This window comes from Clostridium sp. JS66, from assembly GCF_033561535.1.
Lineage (GTDB): Bacteria > Bacillota > Clostridia > Clostridiales > Clostridiaceae > Clostridium_AM > Clostridium_AM carboxidivorans.
Window position 1 is genome coordinate 1,060,948 of sequence record NZ_CP131467.1, and the last position, 26,637, is coordinate 1,087,584.

Consider the following 26,637-nt stretch of genomic DNA (forward strand, 5'->3'; position numbering starts at 1 on the left):
TTAAAAGGGAGAGATGGGGATGTTATTTTATTTAAATGGTGATGACAAGAAAACATTAGAAACAGTTAAAAGAACTAATTTAGCCTCTATAAACTGGAAAGAAAAAGACCTTGAAAATCTGATTTCGCATAACATAGAAAAAATCATATCATCTGATAGTTTGATGACAGTATTTCAAGAAAGAAGAGGAAAAGAAGAACCTGATATATTAGCAGTTGATAAAAAGGGAGATTTATATATATTTGAGTTAAAACGGTGGGAATCAGATAAAGAAAATTTATTGCAAGTTTTAAGATATGGTCAGATTTTTGGACAATATGATTATCATTTATTATCAGAGTTACATAATAAATACAAACCTAATAGTAAGGAACTTATAGAAGAACATAAAAGCTATTTTAATTTAGGAAATGACGAAGAAATTAGAAAAGAAGATTTTAATAAAAAACAGCATTTTGTAATAATAACGGATGGTACTGATTTTGAAACAAGGCAAGCAGTAAATTATTGGAGAAAAACAGGTCTTTTAATAGAATCTATAATATATCGTGTATATGAATCTTCAAAGAATGAAAAAATGATAGAATTTGAAACTTATAGTCCAGAAGAAGATGTAATAGAATTTGAAGAGGGTTGCTATATATTGAATACAAATTATAATAATGATAGCAAGGATGATAAAGACATGATAAAAAATCAAAAAGCCTCAGCCTTTTATGACCCATGGAAATTTAAAATTAATAAGGTTCAAAAAGGTGATAAGGTTTTTCTATACAGGAGTGGAACTGGAATTGTAGCTATGGGAAAAGGTAATGGAATTATTCATAAAAAGAATTATCAAGATAAACCTACAGAAGTAAATGAAGAATATTACACAGAATTAGAAGATTTTAAAGTTTTATCTGAACCATTAACAGCAAAAGAAGTGAAAGAAATTACACAAGTGGATTATAGATTTATGCAAACAATGTTTGGGATAGGAAAAGAAAATGGGGATAAGATTTGGAAGCATATAATAGATAATTGTTTGTAATAATAAATTTTTTGATTTTTATTCATTTTGCTGAAACAGCATGGATATTGGGTAGAGTTAAGAAATTAGTGAAAACAGAGATAAGTGTTACGTTTGATTGGGATGAATTTATTAAGAAGCCCTTAAATCTATTCATATGGGAAGCATTTGTATCTAAGAGTTCTAAATCTACAACTCATTCAGGTGATGCAGAAGTTGCAGTCAAAACATTTATTAATAAATATCCTAATATTATACAAGCTAATGCTGTAACAGCAGAAAATCCATATAATTTAATTGCGGCCACACTACTAAGAGTAGGGATAAGTGATGATGTAGAGATGTTGAGAAAATCATGTATTGTAATAAAGGCATAGATATTAGGGCTAAGGTAGTAAAAATTTCAACTTTATATTACTTTAAAGCATAAGCTTTAAGTATGTTTTTGGAGGTTATTATTAAATGAAAATAGATGAATTTTTTGAAAGTACAATTTATAATAAATTAGATTTTAAGGTACAGGAATTACTACAAGATTTAATACAAAAATTAGGTGATTTGGATTATGTAATAATAAGAAGAAATGATAAAGCTTTAGTATTAAAGGTTAGAGGAATGTATGAGAATAATCCAAGGTCAAAAGCTAATATTGCAACAATCAGATTAAAGCAGGGATACATTACTGTGGGACCATATAAAAATAATGATGAAAATATAGTAACTTGTAGAAGTAAAGATGATATAAATGTTAAGCTTATAGAGGATATAAAGAGCATTTATAGAGAAAAGTTATAATGCTCAGATAAGGAATTAATCAATTTATATAAATATAAAAGATGGGCAAGAATTTAAGCTTATCCATCTTTTGTCTTTTAGAACAGATCTTTTATTAGAGATTTATCATCTTCATTTAAAGAATTTATTATATTTTGGCTTGTTGGGGGCGAGAAGTTGCTATTGCATGAATAGTTATTTTCTTTAAGCACTTTTTTTATAAGCTCTTCAACTTTAGCTTCTAATTCTTGACATGGAGTATCCTTAACATTCATTTCACTTCGTACAAGCTGACATATAAAGAGACTTATGTTGGGTTTAGTTTTCAAATATTGATAAATGTCTTGGTAGTGTTCGCAGAAACTTATGGATAGCTTTTTAGTTTTCATATTTAACCTCTAAGATATTAAAGAAAGATAAGCAATTTGAGAATTGAGGGTCCTTCTCTATTATCGCAAGTTGGTATTGAGACAGTAGATTTTCTTTCAACAATAAAGCTCCCCCACCACAAAAAACTAAATTGCTATTGTTGAATGTCAGCCCCCTGCTTCTTCCGTAATTAAATATATTAGATATATGATTATTAATTAGCTTGTCTATAATTTCTTTACTATCTGCTTGCTTTACACCTGCAATGTATAAGTATTGATCGTTGCTTAAAATTTGTTCAACATCACTGTCTGATATAAGCAATCCATAACGTTCAGTTAACTTTTCTGCTATTTTACCTCTTAAAACATTTATGCCTAAGTTTGCGATATTCATACTATCAAGCTCTGGAACTAACTTATTGAAAGTACAATAATTTATGTTTAAAGAGCCAATATCTATTAATGTAACTTTTTTGTTTCGAAAATCACCACTTCTAACGAATATTGGGCCTATTGCTTCTGGTAAAACAATAATTGAAGTGATTTTGAAAAGATATACCTTGTTATTTACTTTTATAGATATTATGTTTCCGTTGTTCTGTATGAAATTTCTATACGCTTCCTTTAAGGAATTGTTCTTGTAAATGTTTAATGGTGCATTTATTGCGAGGCATATGTTTGGAACACCAGTTGACATAGCATTTAGTTTTTCAATAATCTTACATATTGAAATATAAATACATAATTGATGTTCTATAGTGTTTTTGTTTATTTGGAAGTTGCATGAACTTTCTGAAACCATATCGCCTATAAGATATGATTTACCTTGGAAATCAACGTTGTAGGAATTGTGTGATAAGTCAGCTCCTAAACATGAAACCTCTTGAACTTTAGTTCTAAAGGCAAATTTTTGTATATTATTTACTATTTTAGTTACAACTTTGGTTGTGCTTTTTCCTGTATCAACACTTATTAAAATATTTTTCATTTGTATCCTCCGTATATTGGGTTTAATTTTTAACTACTATATATTAAGCACTTATGTTCGTAATTATTCGCAGTATTTCGCATTAGGTAAGGCGAAGAAGGGGGAATACTTCGCCTTACCTAATGCTTGTTGACTATGTGCAACAACAGTAGTCGCAAATTCTTGGTATAATTTATATAGGATAAAAAAGTTTTTAGACTTTAAATATCATAGTGATTTTATGAAGTTAAGAAGTAAACATTATATATAATAGCAATAAAATTTAATAAAGGAGCTTTAAGATATTTGATGGAGGGGGGATAATATTAATGAAATTTGTGAAATCGGAAAATACTTAAAATAAAATAGATTGCTGTAAAATCATTGAAGATGAGAGGAAATGATTGAGGTGAGTAGAGCGGACACATTAAGGCAAAAAATTGAAAGAAATATTGGGTATATATTTAAAGAGTCAGAGTTGTTAGCTAAAAAATACCCAGATGATATGGTATTTAGTTATATAGAATCTTGGTGTCATAGAATTGTTTTACGTCATGACCCAATTTTTACAATAGATTTTGATGATGAAATAGATATGCTCGAAGATTTGGTAAAAATTAATTATAGTAATAAAGGACTTAAATCTTATTATTCTTGCGTGATAAAGACAAATGAAATGATTAAGGAAAAATATAAGAATAAGATTCCTAATCCAATACAATCGTTTAGGCAATCACTGAAAGAAATGAAACTTATGAGAGACGGTGAAATGCCCAAACCAGATATTAAGGTATTTTTAGATAAATTGGATAAAGAAATAAAAGAAGAAAAATAGAAAGAGGTGTTATGAATGTCTAATCATTCTGGAAGCTACATGTTAAATGATGTACTATATATTGCAAAGGAGATGGGTATTTTTGAGGCTATAGGCGAGGAGAAAAGTCGTAAATTTGCTTTAGAGCTAATTAATAAGATAGGCAGAGAATATGATTGTAACGATGGAGAAATACTTGAATCTATAGGAAATGAATTGGGAATATGTTATTGCTGTTTGGAGGAAACATATGAATTGGATTATAGTGGACTCTGTAAAAATTGTGGAGGGGAATTTGAGTAGGAAAATTAGGGGGAAGGAGATTAGGATTAAGGGTATTAGAATTAAGGATTAAATGAATAGTTATATTAGGTAGTAGTTTTTACTTTTTATTATTTATAAAATTGATGGCAGTTCAAGAACTGTTATGAGAAGGTGAACATAATTAGTAGAAGTGATACAGTTAAACAAAAGATAGAAAGAAATACTTATTATATCTATAAGATTTCTGGTAAATTGGATTTAAAATATACCCATATTAGGGTATTTCACTATATCCAAGGAATGTATAGTTTAGTTGTAGAGAATAACGTACCTTTATGGAAAATCAATACTGATAGCGAAATAGAATCTCTTGAAGAAGTATTAAGTGATAGCAGGTTTTCCAAGCTTAAACAGGATAAAGCTGTTGTGGAATTACGTAATTATGTTATTGTAACAAATACAATGATAAAGGCAAAATATAAATATAAAATAAAAATGTATATAAATTTTAGTATAGGTAGTGATGAAAAAAGGGGAAATACTAAATGGCGAAAATTAAAAAGCATTTAACTCCTAATGGAAAAAGAAAGAAAACAACTTGTCCTGAAGGAATTTTCAAATCTGAGGCTCAAAAGAATACTGAACTGGTTTTGAAACTAATGAGAGGGTATTACCAAATCTACTATTAGGAGAAAAGTTCAATAAATATAAGGGGAAAGTGAATAAATATAAGGGGAAAGTGAATAAATATGGAAGCTGGAGACATTTTTAATGCTTTATATTATAAGGAATTGAATGATGTAAATTTAGAAACTCAACTCCAAAAGTTTAATGAATTGATAAATAAGGATTTTAGAGATATTGTAGAAAGCTCTTTCAAAGCAGGTTTTCAAGAAGGTGAAAAAATGGCAAGAGCTAACGAGCGACTTATGCTAAAAGGAAAAATAGTTGGTAATCTATTTGTAAATACTGATATGACTGATGATGAAATATATAAGATTGTGGGGTTAGGTGAAGAAAAATGGATAGAGTATATCAAATATTTAAGAGGTCAATATGAAAAAGGGAAGAATGAAGGAAAGAGAAAAGCTGAAATGAAGCTTTTAATTTATAGTATTACAGAAAGGTATGGAGATTTGTCAGAGAAGATTAAAAAAGCTTTAGAAAATATGAAATATGAAAGCTTAAAGGAAAAATTTGATACTGCTGAAAGCTCAGAGGAGTTTATTGAAATCTTATGGCTAAATGATAATGAGAATAAATGGTAAGAAGAATGTGTGATGAATGGTACATACAGCAGAATATTGTTTCTGAAATTATGGATAGTTTTTATAATTGGCTAATAATAATGGCTAAAAAAGATTTTAATGAACTTAAATTTAATAGTTGTCAAGATTTTTTTGATGAATACCAAAACCTTATAAAGATTTTATTAGAAAAACGAGAACCTATAAAATATGATATTAGATATAAACAATTTAATGCTGATTCAATTAGAAGACTAAAAATTATTTTGGAAGCTACAAAAGAAGAATATGAAGCAATGTCTAATAGTAATGATAAAGATATGGTATATTTCAATAATTTGATTGGTTGGTATGAAGCTATTCCATTTGAGACAGAGATGTTTATTGATAGCTTATTAAGTAAGCAATAAAATAGAGGTGAATGTACAACAGTGTAATAATAGAAAAAATAAAGGATATATAGATAAATAATTATAAAAAATTGTAATAGAATGAGACTTTAAAGATATTAGTATATATTAAAATATGAAATGGATGGAGAAATAATGGTAAAACAAGTAATTGTAATGAGAAAAGATTTGCAAATGACTAAAGGTAAAATGGTTGCACAAGGAAGCCATGCTTCTTTGGCTGTAATATTAAAAATGTTTAGAAGCAACAAAAGTATAGATGAATTTCATCCTGAAATTGATAACGGAAAATACGAATTATCATTAGAAGTAAATGAAGGTTCAGAATTAGATGAATGGCTGAAAGATGGTTTTACAAAGATATGTTTATATGTTAATTCTGAAAATGAGTTATTAGATATTTACAATAAGGCAGAACAAAGCAAACTGCCAGTTGCACTAATAGTTGATGGTGGAGCAACGATGTTTAAAGGGGTAAAAACTATAACTTGTTTGGCTATAGGACCTGCAAAATCAGAAGAAATAGATAAAATTACAGGAAACTTAAAGTTATTGTAGTAGAATGAAAAATATAAATTTTTAGTAATATTAGAATAACAGAACAGAGTGTTAATGGTGATTTTATTTTATAAATGAATTCTCAAGGGATGAAGCTAAGGAAAGATTTGGATCTGATGATATTTACGACATATCTATGAGGTGAATGAAGAAAATTAAACTGGGAGAATAAATGAAGTGGAAAATATACTAAGAATACAACAAATCGAAGTTAAAGATTTTAAAAATGTATTATACGGTAAAGTAGCTTTTCATAGTTACAAAAAAGAAGAGATTTTTTCAAATTCATACAGTGCGGATATATTAGGCTTGTATGGGCAAAATGGTTCTGGAAAAACAACTATAGTTGAAGGAATTGATATTTTAAAAATAGTTTTATCGGGAGAAAAGCTTGATAAAGATACAAAATATTTATTATCTTACAATACGAACTCCTCTGCTTTTAAATACACATTCACCATGCAGGTAAATAATAAAAAGTATATGGTTTACTATAGTTTTAAATTGAGATGTAATATTGAACAGGATAGATTAGAGGCTTTTCAAGAATCACTTAAATATGCAGATATAGATATTGAAAACAAGGGAATATGCTCTATTAAAAGTATTATTGAATTTAACATGGATGAAAAATCAGAAAATATCTTTGGACCAGTAAGAAATTATAATCTTATAAAAAAGATAAACAAAGATATTAAAACAGACCTGATAGTATCTAAAAAAATGGCTAAAGGAAACGGTAATTCTTTTATTTTTAATAAAGACAGTATGGATATATTCAACAAGATTTTTACAGGAGAATATGAATTAAATTTTAAAATAATTTGTTCCCTTCAAAACTATGCGGCCGAAATATTTGTAATAAAGAATAATTATTTAGAGCATATTGATTTAAGTTCTATTATGCCTTTTAATCTTATTATAGGTAGCAAAGATTGGCTAACAAGAGGGAAATTTAGGGTTGCTCTATTTGATACAATGATAGTTAACTTAGAAGTATTTGAGATATTAAATAGAGTAATTGGGAAAATAAATATTGTATTAACATCACTTATACCTGGATTAGCTTTAGAAATAAATACAATAAAAGATGAATTTATGGAAAATGGAATGACAGGAAAGTTATTTGAATTACTTTCAGTAAGAAGTGATATTAAGATACCATTAAAATATGAGTCAGATGGTATAAAAAAAATAATATCTATTATTAGTGGATGTATAGCAATGTATAACAATGAAAGAGTATGTATAGTAATTGATGAATTAGACTCAGGTATTTTTGAATTTTTACTTGGTGAATTATTAACTGTATTAAAGGAAAATGCAAAAGGACAATTAATATTTACCTCTCATAATCTAAGAGCTTTAGAGGTTTTAGATAAAAATGATATAGTTTTTACTACTACAAATCCGAAAAATAGATATATAAAATTAAAAAATGTTATAAAAACCGACAATCTAAGAGATGTTTATTTGCGAGAAATTTTTTTAGGTGAACAAAATCAACCTATTTATAATAAAACAAAAAGCTATGATATCAGTAGAACTTTCAGGAAAGCGGGAGTAAAAAATGAGCAAAAAGAAAAGTAATAATTTTTTATCGTAGATGTTTTTTTGATAAAGTATTTAAAACTAAGTAAAGGTGTATGATTTTAAATGAGACAATATATACAAGTAGGAATTTGTTTTAGAATAAAGGTAAGCAAAAGGGAAATGAAATAGAGTAATTTTGAAGAAATTAAAGAGGCATTAGGAAAAGAAACATTATTAGATTTGTATGAAATTAGGTAAGTTCAAAGTGGATACATTTTTTCATCAAAAGATGAAGTGTTAGAAAATAGGGAGTTACTTCAATTTTTAATGGAACAGTATAAATTATTGAACTTTAATGAAAAGAAATCAGAGGAGATTATTGATAAATTAAAAGGTTTAAGTAAAGTTGATGATATAATTGAACCTGCTGAGAAGAAAAAGTATGAAAAATTCAGTAGTATATATGATAATGTATATTGCACGATTTGTGAATATAGAATGATGGTTGAGTATGAATTAATTATTTTTATGTTGGAAGGTAAAATAATGATGGAGTGCTATAGGAGATTTTTAAGGTATATTGAAAATCTTATTGTAAAAAATAACTACTATAAGTTAAGGTGCTTATAGGATAATATTAGGAATAAAGAAGATAGCATTAAGTAATTAAATTGGTTATATTAAAATTAAAGAAAAAACTTCTATAAATTATTATGATATAATAATTTGATGATAAGGTTGTATAGATAAAATACCTTAAACCTAACTTGGGAGTGGTAAAATAATGGATGAATTTATGAAACAGATCGCTGATTTAATTAATAGCGAAGTAGAGAAAAGAACAGAGAAAATAGTCATGGAAAGGCTTAATGGTGTGATAAAGAGTTTAGCAAATAAGCTTAGTATAGATGATATAGCATGGGCTACAGAATTATCAGTTGCAGAAGTTAGGAAATGCTTGCAGGAGATTGTTGATATACAAAATAACATTTTAAAGCTTTGCAGAAAAAATGATGAATTGGAGACAATAGAAAGCTATTTTAAATTAGGCAAAGGTAAATCAGGTATTGAAATAGATTAAAATAAATAATGAGTTATGCTCTGGAATAATCCAGAGTATTTTTTATTTTAATAAGAAATTAACGTTTATTAAATAAACAAGAAAATTAATTTGTTCAATTAGAAAAGTAATAATATATTTCAAATAATAAATGTTTATAGTAAACTCTACTTTTTTACGTACATGACAATTAATGCAAAAATATGATAAAATAGTAATTAATATTGGCTAATATATACAAAGTAACTTGAATGTAAATTTTATTTATATAGAAGGTGGGGGATGTACTTGGAAAATAACTATGTTAGTTATCCAGTTGTTGAGAAATATAAAGAAAGTGGTCAAAGGCAAGTTTTTAGAATAATACATCCTGAGTTCGGAGAATGTATTATGAAAAAAGGAAAATGCTTATCTAATACTTCATTAGAAAGGATAAAAAGAGAAGTAAGTATATTAAGAGAGATAGATTCAGCTTATTTTCCTAAGAACTATCAAGCTAATTACTTTGGTTCAGGTGAATTTATAATTTTTGAAGAATATATAAAATCTAAGACTTTATCAGAGTTTAAGGAAGAATTTAAAGGTGATGAAAAAAAGGTATTTAATCTATCTATTAATATAATAAATGGTTTAGAAATAATCTGGAATAAAAGAATAGTTCATAGAGACCTAAAGCCCGATAATATACTAATATTATCGAATGGCAGACCAGTAATTATAGATTTAGGTATAGCGAGAATGTTGGAAGAAAAATCACTTACATTAACAATTCAGCAAAATGGACCTTGCACGCCCGTATATGCTTCTCCAGAGCAAATATCTAATAAAAAAAATAGTATAGATATAAGAAGTGATTTTTACTCATTAGCAATAATTATAGCTGAATTGATACTTGGAGAACACCCATTTTCTGCAAAAGTTGTTGGACAAGGAATGAGTACCTTTGAAAATTTATTAAATAATAGGTACAAACTTAAATATGGAGATATTATTATTTCAGATAAGGCAAAGAGACTAATAGACAAGCTTTTACAAAAAGAGCCTTATCAAAGGGTTAGGACTGTGAAGCAATTAAGAGAAAAAATAAATGAAATTTTATTTTAGGTAACAGAGAGGAGATACAATATGAATAAAATAGAAGTTTATCATCAATGTGGTCATAATGATGTCTGGAATTTTGATATATTTAATAAAGATAATATAGGCGATGGATTTATATTTGCTCCTAAAATGGCTAAGTATGACAAAATAGAGAAATTAAATCTTGATATAAAAAGTAAATCATTCTTTGATCCTCAATTTTATTATCCAAGAAGTACAGTTAAGAAGTTTTCAAAGATTGATTTTTTTCCCAATGTTATTACAGGAGGATATAGCACAACCAATTATGAAGAATTATGCTATGAATCAGCAAATAAATGTGTAGAATTTCAAGTATCACAGGACTATAAGTTTATAGTAGTTCCAACTATTGTTTATGACGAAACACCTCAAAACTATATTGAACTTCTAAGAAGCTTATATATAGAGCCATTTTTACAAGAGTGCACAAAGCAAAATATCAAAGGGAAAAAGGTATTGTTATCTGTTGTTATAAAGGACACTCAACTGGCAAATGAAGAATTGAAGAATGAATTATTAAATTTAATAACTGGTTATGAAGAAATACAGGGAGTTTATTTAGTTCCTTCAAGTAAAAGTGTAAGCAAGAGGATAAAAGATATGGATTATATATTTAATTTGTTAACATTTATAAAGGATTTAAAAGAAAATGATATGTATGTTCATCTTGCATATATAGATATAGAAGGGATAATATTTTCATTATCAGATATAGATTCTGTATCAATAGGCGTATTTGAAAATGTGAGAAAATTTAATTTGGAAGATTTTAAAGAGAAAACTGATGGAAGTCATCCTAATGGACCTAATAGAAGAATTTATAGTAATAAGTTGTTTCAATGGATTGATTTTGATTATATAGGTGCGATAGAAGGGCTGGATATATTTGCTGAATTATTTGAAGATAACAAATATGTAAGTTTTAATGTTCCAAATGAAAAGAATTGGCATTTTAAGAATCCTGAATTATATAAGCATTATATGATGTCGATGTATAATCAATATAAAGCACTTCCATTTGACTATGAAAAAAGGTATAATTTTATATTGAACAATTTAAAAGAAGCTATAAAATTAAATGAGTTAATAGAAAATGAAGGAGTACTATTTGATAGTAACAGTAACGGAGAACATTTATACAAATGGGTTACAGCCATTAATAAGTATAATAAATATTTGAAAGGGGAATAATCGTGTTTGTTTCAGAAGCAGAATTAGTGAAATTTTCATTACCATTAATCATAGAAGAGTTTAGAAATGAAAACAATAAACTGGATTACATTCAAGAACCAAAAGGTTTATTTGGAATTCCTGATGTTATTATATTTAATGGTAAAGTTGTTTCAATAGAATATAAACTTAAAAATTGGAAACAGGCGATGAAACAAGCATATAGGTATCAAAGTTTTTCATATGAAACATATGTTGTATTGGATATGGAATATGCACATATTGCAAAGAAAAATATTGATATGTTTAAAAAATTTAATATTGGATTAGGAGCAGTAGATAATGAAACTATAAAATTTTATTATAAGCCAAAGAAGAAGAAGCCATTTAATAATGCATTATCAGAAAAAGCGTTAGAGTTATTCTCTTAGTATGTATTTTATTTATCTATTTGTAGTATTTCTATATTCATTATACTTGAAATAACTATATATGATGTATGCAATGAGTTAGTTAAATTGGAGAGAATATAATAAAGTAATTTAATATAGAGTATAATCAAAAGGCACCTTTAGGGTGCTTTTTTATACATAAATGTAAGGCTTAATATTGTCTATGTTCAATGAAACATAACTACAGGTGAACATTAATAATGAGTACAACATAATTAAGTTATAGATTAAATTAAATATATAATAGAAAATGTGTGAGTATTCCTTTTTTAGTCCACTTATGATATAATTTACAAGAATTAAATTTGTTTGCCCAGGTCGTAGGTTCGATTCCTTCACTCCCTACGCTTAACATCATAAGTATTTGTGCAATTAAGCAACTTTGTGAAGCTACAATTAAAGTTACTGTTGGTAATTTAATTGCAACTTGCAAGGAAAAATGCGGAAGGATGTGGTGTGTTATGAATATTATATTCACAACTATAGCTCTATGTGGCGTTTGCGGGGAGTTAGCTCAGTGGTAGAGCATGTGATAAAGTAAATCAGCATAGAGCTGAATCCAAAAATACAGCACCATTAAGGTGCTTTTCTAATATAGATTATAAAATCAAGGTGAATAAAAAACATTATAGTGGAAATTTATTTGCAGTGTTTTTATTAATTGTGCTATTGAAAATAAATTTTAAAGTCCTGGTGTATTTGGGTCCGATAAAAATAGTATAAAGTTATATATAAATATTGCTACTTGAATTTGTGCCATTTTTAAGGTCTGTTCTTGGTTTTTTTCCCAATCATCTTTATTATCTGATAATGCCCACTGCCACCTTTCCCATCCGTTTGGATTATTAGCGTAGAAGTTAACACCAGTGAGATTACTTATGTTTCTATTTTTTTTCATATTATAATCATCCATGCCTTTAGCGAAACAACAGGAATGTGCAGAAATTGCACTACAAAATAATCTAAATCCAATTTTCCCGATATTATTTTTTAGATCATAACGATATTTATTATAAAAATCATATTTATTCCAATAACTTTTTTCATCATTTTCAAATATATTTATATTACAAAAATCCTTTGCTGATGAAATAGCATATTTTTCTTTGATATCACATGCGTAAAATTCAAATCCTTTATGATTTGAAACTAAAGATTTAAACTTGTTAGGTAAATATTTCATCATATTTCTTTTATAAGCTATAAACGCTATTTTGTTTGAAGCATGATGTGTTTCATTCATATCTTCTATATAGTGGCACGCTCTTGATAACTCAATAATTATTTCATCATCAATTGATTGTATTTTATCAAAATGTTCTACAGCATTAATAGCGTGATATATAAACATTTCATTTGCATTAAACCAAATTCCCTGATTTGTCTTAATTTTATCTATGTAGTTTGAAGCTGTGTGAGGATCAAAAAAGTGTAATGAATACATTGGAACAAAAGGAATTTTTATTCCTTTAATATATCTATTACTACCCTTTCCAAGCTTAAACTCTATAACTCCAAAATTCTCATATTTATCTGGGTCATTTGCATGATTAATAAAAATTTCATTTTTACTTAATAAAGTATTTAATAATGAATCGAATTTATTACGAATATTAGAGGATAAGAGACTTAAATTTATAATGTTTTTTTCAATATCGTTTTTCAGTACAAGAAGACCTTGTCTATGCAAAAAATTATGTGTGGTAATAATTGTTTCGTGTGAAGTTCCCATAGAATTTCTCCTATAATAAAATTTTTATTTATTTAAATTAATGTATATAGTATATTTTACTATGTATTTTCAAATATTTCTATATTAGTGATACAGTTTATGTTTAGTATTCCTTATTGATGTTGCCTATCTTCAATACTTCAGCTATTGAATGTGCTAATTTTAAAATGTTATAATTTACATATGGCTATTAGCAAAATAATGCAGATAACTTTGAAAAGTATCTGCATTATTTATTAGGATTTTTCAATCTGACACAAAAGTGTTTTGTTAGATTGGGAATGGCTAATTTAGAGGCTTTCAGAGTTTTGAGTAAAAAATCAAACTTTGAATCTGACATAACTATAGAATAATTAACATTGTGTAAGATAAGAGGTGAATTAGTGAATACAGTAAATCCAATTAGAGATAAGAAACAATTAGAAGCAATGAAAAGTTTTTTAAAAGGAAGAGATACCAGAGATTATCTTATGTTTATGGTAGGAATTTCCAGTGCTTTAAGAATTTCAGATATTCTAAGATTAAAAATAAAAGATATTTGGAATGGAAAAAAGCCACAGGAATTTATAATGCTTAATGAAAAGAAAACAGGGAAGTCTAAGAGATTCCCAATAACAAAAAACTTAAATCGTGCAATAATTTTATATATGAAGGAATGTGATTTAGAACAAGAAGATTATGTATTTCAATCAAGAAAGGGAAATAAAAAACCAATCACACGTAGTCATGCGGCCTATATAATAAGCAATGCGGCCGACTATGTAGGAATTAAAGAACCTACATCAACGCACTCTATGAGAAAGTCATGGGGATATTGGGCATACAAGTCAGGCGTTTCGTTAGCTTTAATAATGGAGGCTCTCAATCATAGTAGTATCGCTAATTGTAGGAAGTATTTGGGAATTACTCAGGATGATTTAGATGATGTTTATTTGTCTTTAAATTTATAAATTAAGGGGGAAGAAAATTTGGAAAATACGAAAGAATATATAGGATGTTGGTATTTGCCCGATAACAGAGAAAATGAAATATATGGAACTTTAAATATAGATGAAGATAATAAATTAAAATTAAACTTATGCGGAGTATTTGGTGAATTAAAAGAGCAATTTAATTATGAAAAGCTAAAAGTAATAAATGGTTTTACAAAAGAAGGGGAAAAGATTACTTTATTAAATAGTAATGTTGCAGATTTTAAATTTAAAATGCATGGAATACCAAGTAAAAGTTATACGCCTCAATATATGATAATTGGAGAACATTTTAATAGTATTGATGAAATTAAAATTAATTCAGTTAGTTCGAGATATACACATTTAAGTAAATGGATTAGTATTGCTCCATTTGAGAGAGATATAAAAGAGGAAGAAAAAGAATTTGTTTTGAGGTACAAGTTACCAAAGCAGAAAATATATAGATTACAAGATAAAACTATTAAGATAAATTTTAGTGCTACTATGAATGGAAATTCTTTAGAAGAATGTGCAATTTATCAAAAAGTATCAATAGGATTTGGAGAACTGAAAGAAAAGACATTTAATTTAACTTTGGATTTAGTCAATGATTTTTCGGAATTCTTAACTCTGTGTATTGGTGAAAAAGTTAGTCCGTATGATATTGAAGCTATAACAGAAAAGGGGAGTCGTATTTCAATAACTTGGAATGGTATCATTTTAAAAGAGAATACTAAAAAAACATTACAGAATGTATTTATTCCATATCCATTGGTTCAAGATAAGTTTCAGAAATGCTTAGAAAATTGGTATGACAAAAATGAAAAATTGAAGCCTATAACAAATTATGTTGTAGAAGCTTACCAAAGAGTGTTTTATATACCAATGTCATTTCTAAAAATAGTACAGGCGTTTGAAGCTTTTTCAAGAAGAATGAGAAATAATTGTAAAATAGATTCAGACGAACATAAAAACAGAATCAATTATATTATGAGTAGAATTGATAATGCTGATTATAGAAATTGGTTAGAGGAAAGATTAAGATATTCTAATGAGCCAAATCTAAATAGCAGAATTAAAGATTTGTTTACAGAATTAGATTTTATAATAAATATAAGTAGTAAGAATAAGAAAAAACTTGCTAATATGATAAAAGACACAAGAAACTATTATACTCATTTTGATGAAAGTAACAAAGGAAAGGCAATGAGTGCTAAGCAAATATTTTACATATCAAGGTATATTTTATTAGGATTAAGAGTTCTAATAATGATGGAATTAGGTTTAGATAAGCAACTTATAAGAAATCAAATAGATTATAATAATGAACTATTTTTCTTAAATGATTTAAATGAGTTGTTTAAACTAAATATTAAAGAAAAAGATTTTATAACAAAACAATGTGAAGAAGCTTTCGCTAAGATAGATGAAAGAATAAATCAACCAAGAAATACAGAGAAATAAAATGTTTCAATATAGGCATTACTTAAAGTGACCATAAAAAAAAGATAAATGGTTGCCCAAAGTCAATGCCTTTTTGTTATGTAAAGGAGTTAACTAAAATGATTAGTTCAAATGATTTATATAAAAGTGATAATAAAGATTACGTTCCAGGAATAAAAATACAAGATTTTGCCCCAAGAGGTCGTGTATCTCGGATAAAAGGAAAAACAACAAATCGAGTACATCACCTTTTAAGCGATTTAGAAACAAATGTGTTCTGTTTACTGGATTTTGAAGAAAAAATAACAGATATAAAAGAGCATTATCCATTATTAGACTTGCATGAGGTAGTAGAGGAATTATCAGATATTAAATTACAGAAGTTTAAGAATAAAAAAACTGGTGAAGAGTATATATTCACAACTACATTTGTAATTACATTAAAGGGTGACGGTGAAGAAAAATATTTAGCTTTATCTGTTAGAAATGAAACTGAGCTATACAGAGATTTACTTTTAGAAAAGCTTGAAGTTGAAAGGAGATATTGGACTGAAAAGGGAATTAACTGGTCTATTATTACTAATAAAGATATACCAATGGCTAAAGTAAACAATATTAAGTGGCTATATTTAGGAGATATAGATATTAAATACGAAGAAGAAGCTTATATTAAGGAAGTTATGGCAAATAAAATTACATACAATAAATGTTCCATAAAAGAAATATTAGATAATGTTGATAAAGAACTGTCATTACCTATAGGCACAGCTTTAGTTATATTGAAAAGAATGATAATTTCTAATGAAATTATTATAGATTTATATGTTCCTATTAACATTGATATGTCAGCAGAAAAATTTACTGTTAATTATCAAGAGGTGAGAAAAAATGTGCTGTAGCTTAACTGTAAATAGCTTAATAAAGGTTGGTGAAGATGAAAAAGAAATAGAAAGAGTTTTATGGATTTCAGAGGAGATTAATATAGCTTTTCTGATAAATATTTTTGATAAATCTTGGCCGCATGAAGCTAAATTATCTGAACTAACTGTACTTATAAATGAGAAGATGGTTCAATTTATTACAAATGAAGTACATTATAGATTAATTGTTGAAAGTGAGTTAAGTGAAAAGGATAAGAATAAGCGTGATAAAGCTTTTAAAGCAGTTATGGAATTTTACAAGTATATAGATGAACCTAATATATTTATAACACATGAACGTAATAAGTTTATTAGCAAAGTAATAAAAAAATGTGGTATTAGCAGAAGAACTGTTGAAGATTATATTAAAAGGTACTGGAAACGAGGAATGAACCCTAACTCATTATTGCCAGATACATATAAATGTGGAGGAAAAAATAAACCTAAAATAGTAGGAGAAGTAAAAAGGGGACGACCAAGATTAAATGACGTAAATAATGGAATCAATGTTGATGAAAACATTAAAAAGATATTCAGAACTTCTATTAATAAGTTTTACAATAATCAAAAGAAAAATTCATTAGTAACAGCATATCATCTAATGTTGAAAAAATATTTTAGTAAAAAAGTTACAAATGAAAAAGGGAATACAGAATTAATTTTAAAAGATAAAGAAAATATACCATCTTTAGCTCAGTTCAGATATTGGTTTAATAAAGAAAGAGATTTAAAGAAAGAAATTTCAAGTAGAAAAGGAGCGAGAATATTTTATCAAAAACATAGAGCTGTACTTCATTCGGTTAATGATTTAGTAGTAGGTCCAGGAATGGAGTATCAGATAGACGCTACTATAGGTGATGTGTATTTGGTTTCAAGATTTAATAAAGAATGGATTATCGGACGTGGTGTGATTTACATAGTAGTAGACACATACTCACGTTTAGTTACAGGAGTAAATGTTACTTTAGAAGGACCTTCGTGGAGTGGGGCTATGGGTGCTTTAGCAAACGCAATGACTGATAAGGTTGAGTTTTGTAAAGAGTATGGTATAGAAATTAGTGAAGCAGAATGGCCAGTAAGATATGTACCATTTTCTATATTGGGGGATAGAGGAGAATTAGAAGGATTTAATGCTGACAATTTAGTTAATAGCCTTGATATTAAAGTGTCAAATACTCCGCCATTTCGTCCAGAATGGAAACCAATAGTAGAGCAACAATTCAGGCTTTTAAATATAAAAACTAAGACTTTAATGCCAGGTGCGGTTAACCCTGATTTTAGAGAGCGTGGAGCAAAAGATTATAGATTAGATTCAAAACTGAATATTAAGCAGTTTACTAAGATAATAATATTATCAATTTTATTTCATAATAACCATCATATTTTGAAGGGATATAAAAGAGAAAAAGGTATGATCGAAGATGAAATTGAACCAATCCCAATAAACTTATGGAAGTGGGGAATAAAAAATAAAAGTGGAATGTTGAGAACAGCACCAGAAGAACTAATTAAGTTAAGCCTTATGCCAAGGGACAAAGCAACTGTTACAGAAAAAGGTATACGGTTCAAAGGGATATTTTATAGCTCTATAACTGCGATAAAGGATAGAATTTTTGAGACTGCTCGTTCAAAGGGTAATTTTAAAGTAGATGTAGCATATGATCCTCGAAATCTTAACAATATTTATTGGATAGATAAAAGTGGAACAAAATATGAGAAATGTTTTTTATTAAAAAAAGAGTATAGATATTTAGATAAGACTATTGAAGAAATTGAATACCTTAGACAAAAGGAGCTTTTAATGGTGAAAAATATTGAAAGAGATGAGGTAGAAAAAAGAATAAATTTAATGGATGAAATAGAGAAGGTTGTAAAAGAAGCAACAGAGGAAGCTAAAGGAGTTAAATTAAATAGTTCTAATGTCAAAGGAATAAGGGCAAATAGACAGGCTGAAAAAATTATAAGTAGAAAAGAAGAAGCTTTTGTTATTGGGGAGGATGAACTAACGAATTCAGAGAAAATTGTAAAATATCCAATATTAGATTTTGAAGAAGATGATGATATGTTGTTGCTAAAGAAAAAACAAAAGGGGGAAAAGTATAGTGAATAATAATTTTGCAGTAGAAGCTAATTATAAAAAACAGTTAGTTAAAGAATATGGAGGGAATCCATTTATCGAGGCTCTTCCTGAAATATTTAATAAAACGGATGTTATAAATAAAATTGCATTTTACCCTAAGTTTGATGTAAGAGAAAGAGAATATGAAGCTCATATTCGTCTGCACCTAATCCAGAGATTATTCACCTATTTTCAACCTTTGCCGATATATTTAGAACTTGAAAGTAGAATATCGAGAATTTTAAGAATGGGATATACTATGAGAAACCCGATTACCCCTAAATATGTTAGAGAATTAAATAATGGATACAGAGATATATTAAATGAAAGAATAACTTTGAGTAATGGAGATAATTATGTAACAACTTCGAGTGGATTTTCACTCATAGGGGTTAGCGGAATGGGAAAATCCACCGTAATATCAAAGATATTAAATACGATGCCACAAGTAATTTTACACTCAAATTATAAAGGTAAACCATTTTGCATGACCCAATTAACTTATTTAAAACTTGATTGTCCATTTGATGGTTCACTAAAAGCACTTTGCTTAGAATACTTCTCATGTGTAGATAGGATTTTATCGACTAATTATTTTGAAAAATATAGTATGGCAAGACTTTCAGCCAATGCAATGCTTCCAATAATAAATCAAATTTCAAGAAATATAGGATTAGGCTTATTGGTTATTGATGAAATTCAAAATTTAAGTTTAGCTAAAAGTGGTGGTTCTGAAAAGATGTTAAATTATTTCTGTTCACTAATAAATCTATCGCTTCCAGTTGTTTTGGTAGGAACTCCCAAAGCTATGCCGATTTTACAAGGTGAATTTAGGCAAGCACGAAGGGGACAAGGAGATTTTGTATGGGATAGGTTAAAAAAAGACAAGCAATGGGACTTATTAATTGAAGGATTGTGGGATTACCAATGGGTTAGAAATCCACAACCATTAACAGAAGAAATAAGTAATATATTGTTTGACCAGTGTCAAGGTATAATAGATATTTGCATTAAGTTATTCTTTATGTCTCAGGTAAGAGCTATATCTTCAAAAAAAGAGATAATTACACCTGAATTAATAAGAAGAGTAGCTGATGAAAATTTAAAATTAGTTAGACCTATGCTACAAGCATTAAAAAATGGAGGTAAAGGCTTATCTCTTTACAATGATATTATGGTATTAGATGTGTCCAATTTTATAAATAATGAACAAAATCAAATTAATTTAAATAGTACAATAGAACAGTTTAAAAAAGTAAAAGAAAATAAGAAGAGTAGGGGAAAATTTGAATTAAAAGGTGAGGTAGCAATTAAGTTGTTGGATTTGGGATTTAAAGAAGAAGAAATTAATAAGTATTTAGAACAAGTTATTGATATTGGAGAAACAGATGTAAATAAAATTATAAGAACAATGTTGGGTTTCCTAATGAAAACAGGAAATAACAGTAGTGCAGAAAAAAATAAATCTAAGAAAAGTAAAATTGTACTTAAAGATAAAAATGACATAAGATATATAGCTAAAAAGTGTAAAGAAGAAGAAAAACCTATATATGAAGGATTAAAAAATAGCAATTATATTAAAGAGTTCGATAGCTTGATAATGGAGGTTGTTTAAATATGGTTACATTCTTTCCTATGCCATATCCAGATGAAACATTATATAGTATGATTGCACGCTATCACATTTGGAGTGGAAATTTAAATTCTAAAGCTACATTGAGAGATTTATTTAATACAACGTCAGTAACAGCAGGTAGAGAACTACCTGCTAATATTAATTTATTGATAAATAACTTGCCAGATAAATGTACACTGACAGTTGATAAAATTATTAAAAATCACACTTTATATAAATATTATACTGCATTTTTGACAAGTGAAAGAGCTAATTATATATATGATTTAATGGCAGAAGGAAAGGGCTCTTTAATATTTACTGGGTTAGGTATGTGTAATAACAATATGAAAATTGATTCGTCTTTAAAATATTGCAAAGTGTGTGTTGATAGTGAAAGAGATAATTTTGGAGAGGCATTTTGGCATGTAGAACATCAAGTACCAGGTGTCTTAATGTGTCAAAAACATCTTTCTGAACTTTGTATATGTACAAAATCTATTGAAATGAAAAATAGACAAGAATATTTAAATTTAGAGTTAAGTATAAGTAATAAAGATACGATAGTAGCTCATTTGAATACAAAGATTATAGAATATCAAAAGAAATTTTGTAAGAATGTTAATAACATTATAAATGGTGGTTTTGGATTTAAAAAGATGAATTTTTTTAGAGAACATTATCTAAAAGAATTAATTGATAAAGGGATGGCTGAAAGTAGAATGAAAATTTATCAACAAGATTTACTAAGAGATTTTAAAAGTTACTTTGGAGATGATTACTTAGAACTTTTAGGTTGTAATTTTGATATTGATAATAAATTTAACTGGGTAACTACTATTACCAGGAAACATAGGAAGAGCTTTCATCCAATTCAGCATTTATTAATGATAGAATATTTAAATATTGATATTAATGAGCTATTTAATGCTAATTACATAGAGGTAAAGAAAGGTAAAACTTATTTTAATAAAACAGATGAAGAAAAGGCCATTTATAGGCAAAAGTGGTTAGAGCTGAGGAAAAAGCATCCTAATAATAGTAAGAGCTTTATTATAGATTTAGATATTGCAACTTATACATGGTTAAATAGGCACGATAAAAATTGGATAAAAGAAAATTCGCCTATAAAAAAGACGTATGGATATAGTAAAAAGATTGATTGGGAGAAAAGAGATGAAGAAATATTGCAGGAGATTAAAAGGGTTGTAGAAGCTATGTATAATAGTAAAGAAAAGCCAGAGAGAATTACTGTTGGAGCAGTTGGAAGAAAGATAGGAAAAGTTTATTTATTACGGAAATACTTAGATAAAATGCCTAAGACTAAGGAATACTTACAAGAAAAAGCTGAGTCAGTTAAAGAATTTCAAAATAGAAGAATAAAATGGGTAAAAGAAAATGTAACTACTAATGGAGAAAATGAATGGATTGTAAGGCGAGAAGCAGGAGTAAAATAAAATAGTTTTTATCACATATTTTAGATATAATTAAATCTAAAACTCATAAAATAAGAAGTTAGTTTTATAGTTATTTAAAAGATAATATGGTATAATAAGTAAAATATTATCACTCTTTTATTTGTAATATGATTAGTAAAATATATATTTGATAAAGTGGGAGAATAGTAAAATGGTGGAAGTTTGTGATTTATGCAAGAAGAGAATTGCAGTGTTTAAATGTAATGTTTGCAATATAAATATATGTAATTGGTGCTGTGATAAGTTTCAAATTGGACAGGTTACTAAAGGGTGGAAAAGATATTCTGGTAATTACAATAATTTTCTTAAAAAATATTCTAAAGAATGTTCAAAGTGTGATTATTGTTTCAGAAATGATCAATATCAAATGGATAATAAATCAGATGTTGGTTTTGGCTCAGCGAGTTACAGTTTTATATATAAAGATAAACTTGTTTTTTCATGGAATTTTAAAGAATTAGCTAAGAAAAAAATTAGATTAGTAAAAGAAGAAGAAAATAAAAATATATTAGATTATTATATTTTAGGAGACTCTCATATTTTATTAGGTCAATATAAGATTGCATATAAGAATTTAATTAAAGCAGTAGGACTAATGAACGGAAATATAGATAATGAAGATAAAATACTTATTTATATAAAGATATACCAATGTTGTGAGGCATTGAATTTATACTTAGAAGGAGAAAAATGGATAAATAAGGCTATTATATTAGATGATACAATGACAAAATTATACAGGTATAAAGGAGATATTTATAGATTACAAAATAAATATGAAAAAAGCATAATTTATTATGATCTTTCTTTAGACAACCTTGGTTATAATAGTAGTGGTAAAATGGATAGCTTTTATGAATTTGCTTATATAGGATTAGCAATAGATTATTCAAAACTTAATAAATATGATGATACAATTAAGTGGGCTAATAAATTTTTAAATAGAATAGGTGATTTTGAATACATATATGAAATTTATGAAAAAATTAAAAATGGGATGACTATTGATGGATTAGGTTTTAGCTTTGATATGATTGTTGATTTGTATAATTTAATTACAATTTCATATTTAGAAAAAAAAGAATTTTTTATGGCAAAAGAATATGTAGAAAAATCTGAAAAGTTATCACCAGACAATATAGAGACTGCCAAATTAAGTGGTAGAGTAATACAAGGATTAAATATGTCTAATGAAATAAATAGATTAAAAAAACAGTTAGAAGAAGCATTAAGTAATCGAATATTAGTTACAGCTAATTTTAATGGAGAAATAAAAGCTGATATGATTAATATTGGAGACGGGAATACTAATACATTTAATTATAGATAGAAGGAGAATTTGTATGTCAAGGATTAGAATAAGTAATAAAAATAAAATAGAAGCTAATATGATTAATGTAGGTGATAATAATATAAATATTTATAACTCAAGTGAATTTGACGAAATAAAATTACAATCTCTAATAGAAATGATTTCTGAAAATATAAAAGATATAGAACTTAAAGAACAAGAGAAAAAAACTATAGATATTTTATTACAAAATATTTCTGATGAACTTAAAAAGGAAAAAAAGGATAATCAGCTTATAAAGAAATCAATAAATACAGTAAAGAATATTTTAGAAGGAATTACAGGTAGTCTTATTGCATCAGGTATAGTTTATGAATTAGGTAAGCTTTTTAAATAGAAAGAGGATATCTATTTGAAATTATTTATAATTTATGTATTATTAGGAAAATTAAATGTATAATAAACCAATCTATAAACTCATAAAAATAGATAGAAATTGAATATATGAACGCTTAAAGAGCATGGATGAAATGCAAGAAAATTTCTTGTGATTCTTTATGCTCTTTATTATATTACAAAGCTAACATCATAAATCTTTGCTCATTTACTTTTACCAATAATGAAAAATGTATTTTTTATAAATTTAACACCTTTTCACGATAATTACTCTCGGTATTATTTACATATATATGACTTATTACCATTGTCTGTTATATGTGATATAATTATACATAAGACTACAAACTTCGGGGAGGTTCGTGAAAATGTGGATAGATAATGCATCAAAAATTGATATGTTAGCGTATAAACCGTATGCAGAGTTGATATATGGAATAGTTAATAATAAAAGAATGAACCCATTAACAGTAGGTTTATTTGGAAGTTGGGGTAGTGGTAAGTCAACTTTAATCAAATTAATTGAAGAAAAAATAAAGCCTTTAAATGTTAAAAATAAAATTATTTGCATAAATTTAAATGCTTGGATGTTTGAAGGATATGATGAAGCTAAAACCGCATTAATGGAATCTTTACTTAGAGCCATTAAGGATAATGATGATGTCATTAGTAAATGTGAAGAAGAAGTTGTTAAACTAATAAAAAGGGTTGATTGGATAAGGCTTGCAGGTAATTCTATCAAGAAGGGAGTGCCATTGGCATTAAGTTTAGCAAGTGGCAATCCATTACCTTTTGTATTTAACATATCATCTGATTTATTGAATAAATTAGGAGAAGGTAATGAGGTTGAGAAATTAGTTGATAGTGCTAAAAAGTTAAAAAAAGATTATATTAAGGATGAAAAAAAAGAGAGCTTTATAGAGAATATAAGATCATTTAGAAAAGAATTTTCCAAAATGTTAGTTAAAGCTGATATTAATAACCTTATCGTAATGATTGATGATTTGGATAGGTGTACTCCTGATAGAATTATTGATACATTAGAGGCAATCAAGTTATTTTTATCTGTAGAAAGAACTACTTTTATTATTGCAGTAGATGAAAGGATTATAACATATTCAGTTAAGCAGAAATATCCATCTTTAGATGATGATACAACAGATATTTCAAAAGATTATATAGAAAAGATTATTCAATTGCCAATTAAGATACCAGAATTATCAGAACTTGAGATAAAGAATTACATGATACTTTTAGTAACTGAGCTTTATTTTAATGAAAAATCTTTAAATAGTTTATTAGAAAAATTGTATAATGATAACTTCTTTATTCAGGGAGAAATGTTGAATTTAACACTAATACAAAGGAAAAGTAATTTATCTAAGGAAAAAGCAAAAGATATTTTAGAAGATGAGAATAAGTTAGATGATTATAATATGATGATTGGAATTATTGAGCAGATTGGTGATACTATAGCAGGAATATTGAAAGGAAATCCAAGACAGGCGAAAAGATTTTTAAATACATTTTTAGTAAGAAAGAATATGGCAGAAATACAAAAGATAAAATTAGACTTAAATATTTTAGCAAAATTGATGGTGTTAGAGTACATTGATGTAGAATTATTTAATGAATTATATAAGTGGCAGGAAGTTTCAAAAGGAGAGATAATTCAAATAAAAGAATTGCAAGAATATGTTTCAAAAGAGGAAGAATTACCACAAAAGTATGGTAAATGGGATAATCCAAGAATAAGAAAATGGATAATGACATTACCAATAAACTTTTATCAAGAAAACTTAAAACCTTATTTTTATTTATCAAGGGAATCTCTCGGAGATAACATATCAATAGTAACAGCATTAAATAAATTAGAAAGAGATAAACTACAGAATATTCTTAAAGCTTCTAAACCAAAGCAAAGAGAAGAAATAAGAACATTATTAAGTTTACCAAAAGATTCTTCTGATAAAATTATTAAAGTCCTAATACAAATGTACAAAAATAAAAGAGTGGTTCTACATCTACTAACAATTGTATATGAAGAATTTAAAGAGTTTAGATATGAGATTTTAGATGAAATAAAAAATTTGACAAAAAAAGAAATTACAATGCCAATTATTCACGAATTGAAATCATTATATGATATTGATAATGGACTTATGATTGAAGTGCTGGAATATATGATGAAAAATGGAATCATAAATGATAAAGTGTTTAAATTAATAAAAGAAGGAGGTAAAAAGTAATGGGGACATCAAAAGGATATATACCACCGAAAGATGAACATTGGAGAAAAGCAAAATTATCTGTTACCAATATGGTAAAAAATAGAATGGATAAGAGTTTTATAAGTAAGGCAGTTGCAGATTACGGACAAGCATATACAAAAACAAATTTGAATAATAGCGTCATAGTTTCAGCAGGAGCAAGGTTAATGGATTTTATTTCATTATTTAATGATTTTGGTTTCGAAAAAGCATTAGATGAAGTAGGTTTATCTAATCTTGTTGGAAAGGATTCAATAGAAGTGTATTTGGGATTATTAGATTATTTTAGTGGTGACAATAGTACAGTAGATAAATCAATAGTAAGGGATTGTATGGCAGATATTCTTGAAAACATGGATTTAGAAGGAAAAGATGATTTAGACAAGATAGATGGAGATGAATTATTAAAAGATTTTATTATAAAGTATATTCAATTTGGGTTTCAAGTATCCTTTTCTGAGAAAATAGAAGGATTAGTAGATGATATTGATGAAATGAATCAGATAATAAACGATGTAAATGAGTATATTGAGGTATCTATAGTGGATAACTATAAAACATTGGAATTGAGTGAAATTAATTGGAAAGCTGAAGAAGGATTAAGCTTTGTAAAAGATAGATGTAATGAGGCTTTTGATATATTAATTACATTGAGAGGTGAATAGT

29 protein-coding genes are annotated in these 26,637 nt (G+C 27.1%); 26 read left to right on the forward strand and 3 right to left on the reverse strand.

The features are described 5' to 3' along the window. The first annotated feature begins 19 nt into the window (after window positions 1-19). The 3 genes from Q6H37_RS04940 (at window position 20) to Q6H37_RS04950 (ending at window position 1,807) form a co-directional block, all read left to right on the forward strand. Complete coding sequence (locus Q6H37_RS04940; protein WP_318739618.1) at window positions 20-1,033, forward strand: hypothetical protein; 1,014 nt, start codon at window positions 20-22, stop codon at window positions 1,031-1,033. Further along, the gene (locus Q6H37_RS04945) at window positions 1,024-1,389 is read left to right on the forward strand and encodes a hypothetical protein (protein ID WP_318739620.1); all 366 of its coding nucleotides are present in this window, start codon (window positions 1,024-1,026) and stop codon (window positions 1,387-1,389) included. Before Q6H37_RS04940 ends, Q6H37_RS04945 begins: the two co-directional genes overlap by 10 nt. A gap of 85 nt (window positions 1,390-1,474) precedes the next feature. Continuing rightward, a complete protein-coding gene (locus Q6H37_RS04950; RefSeq protein WP_318739622.1) occupies window positions 1,475-1,807 on the forward strand; it encodes a hypothetical protein in 333 nt (110 codons plus the stop codon). A gap of 77 nt (window positions 1,808-1,884) precedes the next feature. Here the strand turns inward: Q6H37_RS04950 and Q6H37_RS04955 are convergent, their stop codons facing one another. After that, window positions 1,885-2,061 (reverse strand): hypothetical protein, encoded by a 177-nt coding sequence (locus tag Q6H37_RS04955; RefSeq protein WP_318739624.1) that lies wholly within the window; start codon window positions 2,059-2,061, stop codon window positions 1,885-1,887. A 103-nt stretch (window positions 2,062-2,164) separates the two neighbouring features. After that, complete coding sequence (locus tag Q6H37_RS04960; protein WP_318739626.1) at window positions 2,165-3,145, reverse strand: ParM/StbA family protein; 981 nt, start codon at window positions 3,143-3,145, stop codon at window positions 2,165-2,167. Between the two features lie 388 nt (window positions 3,146-3,533). Between Q6H37_RS04960 and Q6H37_RS04965 the strand changes: the two genes are divergently transcribed. The 13 genes from Q6H37_RS04965 (at window position 3,534) to Q6H37_RS05025 (ending at window position 11,733) form a co-directional block, all read left to right on the forward strand. After that, window positions 3,534-3,959 carry a hypothetical protein gene (locus Q6H37_RS04965; RefSeq protein WP_318739628.1) on the forward strand — a complete coding sequence of 142 codons (426 nt, stop codon included), beginning with the start codon at window positions 3,534-3,536 and terminating at the stop codon, window positions 3,957-3,959. A gap of 15 nt (window positions 3,960-3,974) precedes the next feature. Continuing rightward, window positions 3,975-4,241: a hypothetical protein gene (locus Q6H37_RS04970; RefSeq protein WP_318739630.1), complete on the forward strand. Its 267-nt coding sequence runs from the start codon at window positions 3,975-3,977 to the stop codon at window positions 4,239-4,241. Between the two features lie 132 nt (window positions 4,242-4,373). Then, window positions 4,374-4,772: a hypothetical protein gene (locus tag Q6H37_RS04975; RefSeq protein ID WP_318739632.1), complete on the forward strand. Its 399-nt coding sequence runs from the start codon at window positions 4,374-4,376 to the stop codon at window positions 4,770-4,772. After that, the gene (locus Q6H37_RS04980; RefSeq protein WP_318739634.1) at window positions 4,748-4,891 is read left to right on the forward strand and encodes a hypothetical protein; all 144 of its coding nucleotides are present in this window, start codon (window positions 4,748-4,750) and stop codon (window positions 4,889-4,891) included. Before Q6H37_RS04975 ends, Q6H37_RS04980 begins: the two co-directional genes overlap by 25 nt. 60 nt (window positions 4,892-4,951) lie before the next feature. Beyond that, complete coding sequence (locus Q6H37_RS04985; RefSeq protein WP_318739636.1) at window positions 4,952-5,470, forward strand: hypothetical protein; 519 nt, start codon at window positions 4,952-4,954, stop codon at window positions 5,468-5,470. Further along, window positions 5,464-5,859 (forward strand): hypothetical protein, encoded by a 396-nt coding sequence (locus Q6H37_RS04990; RefSeq protein ID WP_318739638.1) that lies wholly within the window; start codon window positions 5,464-5,466, stop codon window positions 5,857-5,859. The genes Q6H37_RS04985 and Q6H37_RS04990 overlap by 7 nt, the downstream gene beginning before the upstream one ends. A 135-nt stretch (window positions 5,860-5,994) precedes the next feature. Continuing rightward, the gene (gene pth2, locus Q6H37_RS04995) at window positions 5,995-6,417 is read left to right on the forward strand and encodes an aminoacyl-tRNA hydrolase (RefSeq protein ID WP_318739640.1); all 423 of its coding nucleotides are present in this window, start codon (window positions 5,995-5,997) and stop codon (window positions 6,415-6,417) included. Between the two features lie 177 nt (window positions 6,418-6,594). Next, window positions 6,595-8,007 (forward strand): AAA family ATPase, encoded by a 1,413-nt coding sequence (locus Q6H37_RS05000; protein WP_318739642.1) that lies wholly within the window; start codon window positions 6,595-6,597, stop codon window positions 8,005-8,007. 270 nt (window positions 8,008-8,277) lie between these two features. Continuing rightward, window positions 8,278-8,580 (forward strand): hypothetical protein, encoded by a 303-nt coding sequence (locus Q6H37_RS05005; RefSeq protein WP_318739644.1) that lies wholly within the window; start codon window positions 8,278-8,280, stop codon window positions 8,578-8,580. A 154-nt stretch (window positions 8,581-8,734) separates the two neighbouring features. After that, window positions 8,735-9,031 (forward strand): hypothetical protein, encoded by a 297-nt coding sequence (locus tag Q6H37_RS05010; RefSeq protein ID WP_318739646.1) that lies wholly within the window; start codon window positions 8,735-8,737, stop codon window positions 9,029-9,031. A gap of 267 nt (window positions 9,032-9,298) precedes the next feature. Beyond that, on the forward strand, window positions 9,299-10,114 hold the full coding sequence (locus Q6H37_RS05015) for a serine/threonine-protein kinase (RefSeq protein ID WP_318739647.1): 816 nt from the start codon (window positions 9,299-9,301) through the stop codon (window positions 10,112-10,114). 21 nt (window positions 10,115-10,135) lie between these two features. Next, window positions 10,136-11,323: a hypothetical protein gene (locus tag Q6H37_RS05020; protein WP_318739649.1), complete on the forward strand. Its 1,188-nt coding sequence runs from the start codon at window positions 10,136-10,138 to the stop codon at window positions 11,321-11,323. Between the two features lie 2 nt (window positions 11,324-11,325). Continuing rightward, window positions 11,326-11,733: a hypothetical protein gene (locus Q6H37_RS05025; protein WP_318739651.1), complete on the forward strand. Its 408-nt coding sequence runs from the start codon at window positions 11,326-11,328 to the stop codon at window positions 11,731-11,733. A 703-nt stretch (window positions 11,734-12,436) separates the two neighbouring features. Here the strand turns inward: Q6H37_RS05025 and Q6H37_RS05030 are convergent. Next, on the reverse strand, window positions 12,437-13,486 hold the full coding sequence (locus Q6H37_RS05030; RefSeq protein WP_318739653.1) for a hypothetical protein: 1,050 nt from the start codon (window positions 13,484-13,486) through the stop codon (window positions 12,437-12,439). Between the two features lie 383 nt (window positions 13,487-13,869). On the opposite strand from Q6H37_RS05030, the gene Q6H37_RS05035 reads away from it, so the two are divergent. The 10 genes from Q6H37_RS05035 (at window position 13,870) to Q6H37_RS05080 (ending at window position 26,636) form a co-directional block, all read left to right on the forward strand. Continuing rightward, complete coding sequence (locus Q6H37_RS05035; protein ID WP_318739655.1) at window positions 13,870-14,436, forward strand: site-specific integrase; 567 nt, start codon at window positions 13,870-13,872, stop codon at window positions 14,434-14,436. An 18-nt stretch (window positions 14,437-14,454) separates the two neighbouring features. Continuing rightward, window positions 14,455-15,903, forward strand: a complete 1,449-nt coding sequence (locus Q6H37_RS05040) for a HEPN domain-containing protein (RefSeq protein WP_318739657.1) — start codon at window positions 14,455-14,457, stop codon at window positions 15,901-15,903. A gap of 98 nt (window positions 15,904-16,001) precedes the next feature. Then, complete coding sequence (locus Q6H37_RS05045; protein ID WP_318739659.1) at window positions 16,002-16,781, forward strand: TnsA endonuclease C-terminal domain-containing protein; 780 nt, start codon at window positions 16,002-16,004, stop codon at window positions 16,779-16,781. After that, on the forward strand, window positions 16,771-18,912 hold the full coding sequence (locus Q6H37_RS05050; RefSeq protein WP_318739661.1) for a Mu transposase C-terminal domain-containing protein: 2,142 nt from the start codon (window positions 16,771-16,773) through the stop codon (window positions 18,910-18,912). Before Q6H37_RS05045 ends, Q6H37_RS05050 begins: the two co-directional genes overlap by 11 nt. Continuing rightward, window positions 18,905-20,536: an ATP-binding protein gene (locus tag Q6H37_RS05055; RefSeq protein ID WP_318739663.1), complete on the forward strand. Its 1,632-nt coding sequence runs from the start codon at window positions 18,905-18,907 to the stop codon at window positions 20,534-20,536. Before Q6H37_RS05050 ends, Q6H37_RS05055 begins: the two co-directional genes overlap by 8 nt. Window positions 20,537-20,538: 2 nt before the next feature. After that, window positions 20,539-21,993: a TnsD family Tn7-like transposition protein gene (locus Q6H37_RS05060; RefSeq protein WP_318739665.1), complete on the forward strand. Its 1,455-nt coding sequence runs from the start codon at window positions 20,539-20,541 to the stop codon at window positions 21,991-21,993. A 172-nt stretch (window positions 21,994-22,165) separates the two neighbouring features. Further along, on the forward strand, window positions 22,166-23,344 hold the full coding sequence (locus Q6H37_RS05065; protein ID WP_318739666.1) for a hypothetical protein: 1,179 nt from the start codon (window positions 22,166-22,168) through the stop codon (window positions 23,342-23,344). Window positions 23,345-23,357: 13 nt separating this feature from the next. Then, window positions 23,358-23,702: a hypothetical protein gene (locus Q6H37_RS05070; RefSeq protein ID WP_318739668.1), complete on the forward strand. Its 345-nt coding sequence runs from the start codon at window positions 23,358-23,360 to the stop codon at window positions 23,700-23,702. A gap of 367 nt (window positions 23,703-24,069) precedes the next feature. Beyond that, window positions 24,070-25,950 (forward strand): P-loop NTPase fold protein, encoded by a 1,881-nt coding sequence (locus tag Q6H37_RS05075; protein WP_318739670.1) that lies wholly within the window; start codon window positions 24,070-24,072, stop codon window positions 25,948-25,950. Beyond that, on the forward strand, window positions 25,950-26,636 hold the full coding sequence (locus tag Q6H37_RS05080) for a hypothetical protein (protein ID WP_318739671.1): 687 nt from the start codon (window positions 25,950-25,952) through the stop codon (window positions 26,634-26,636). Before Q6H37_RS05075 ends, Q6H37_RS05080 begins: the two co-directional genes overlap by 1 nt. Window position 26,637 lies beyond the last annotated feature (1 nt).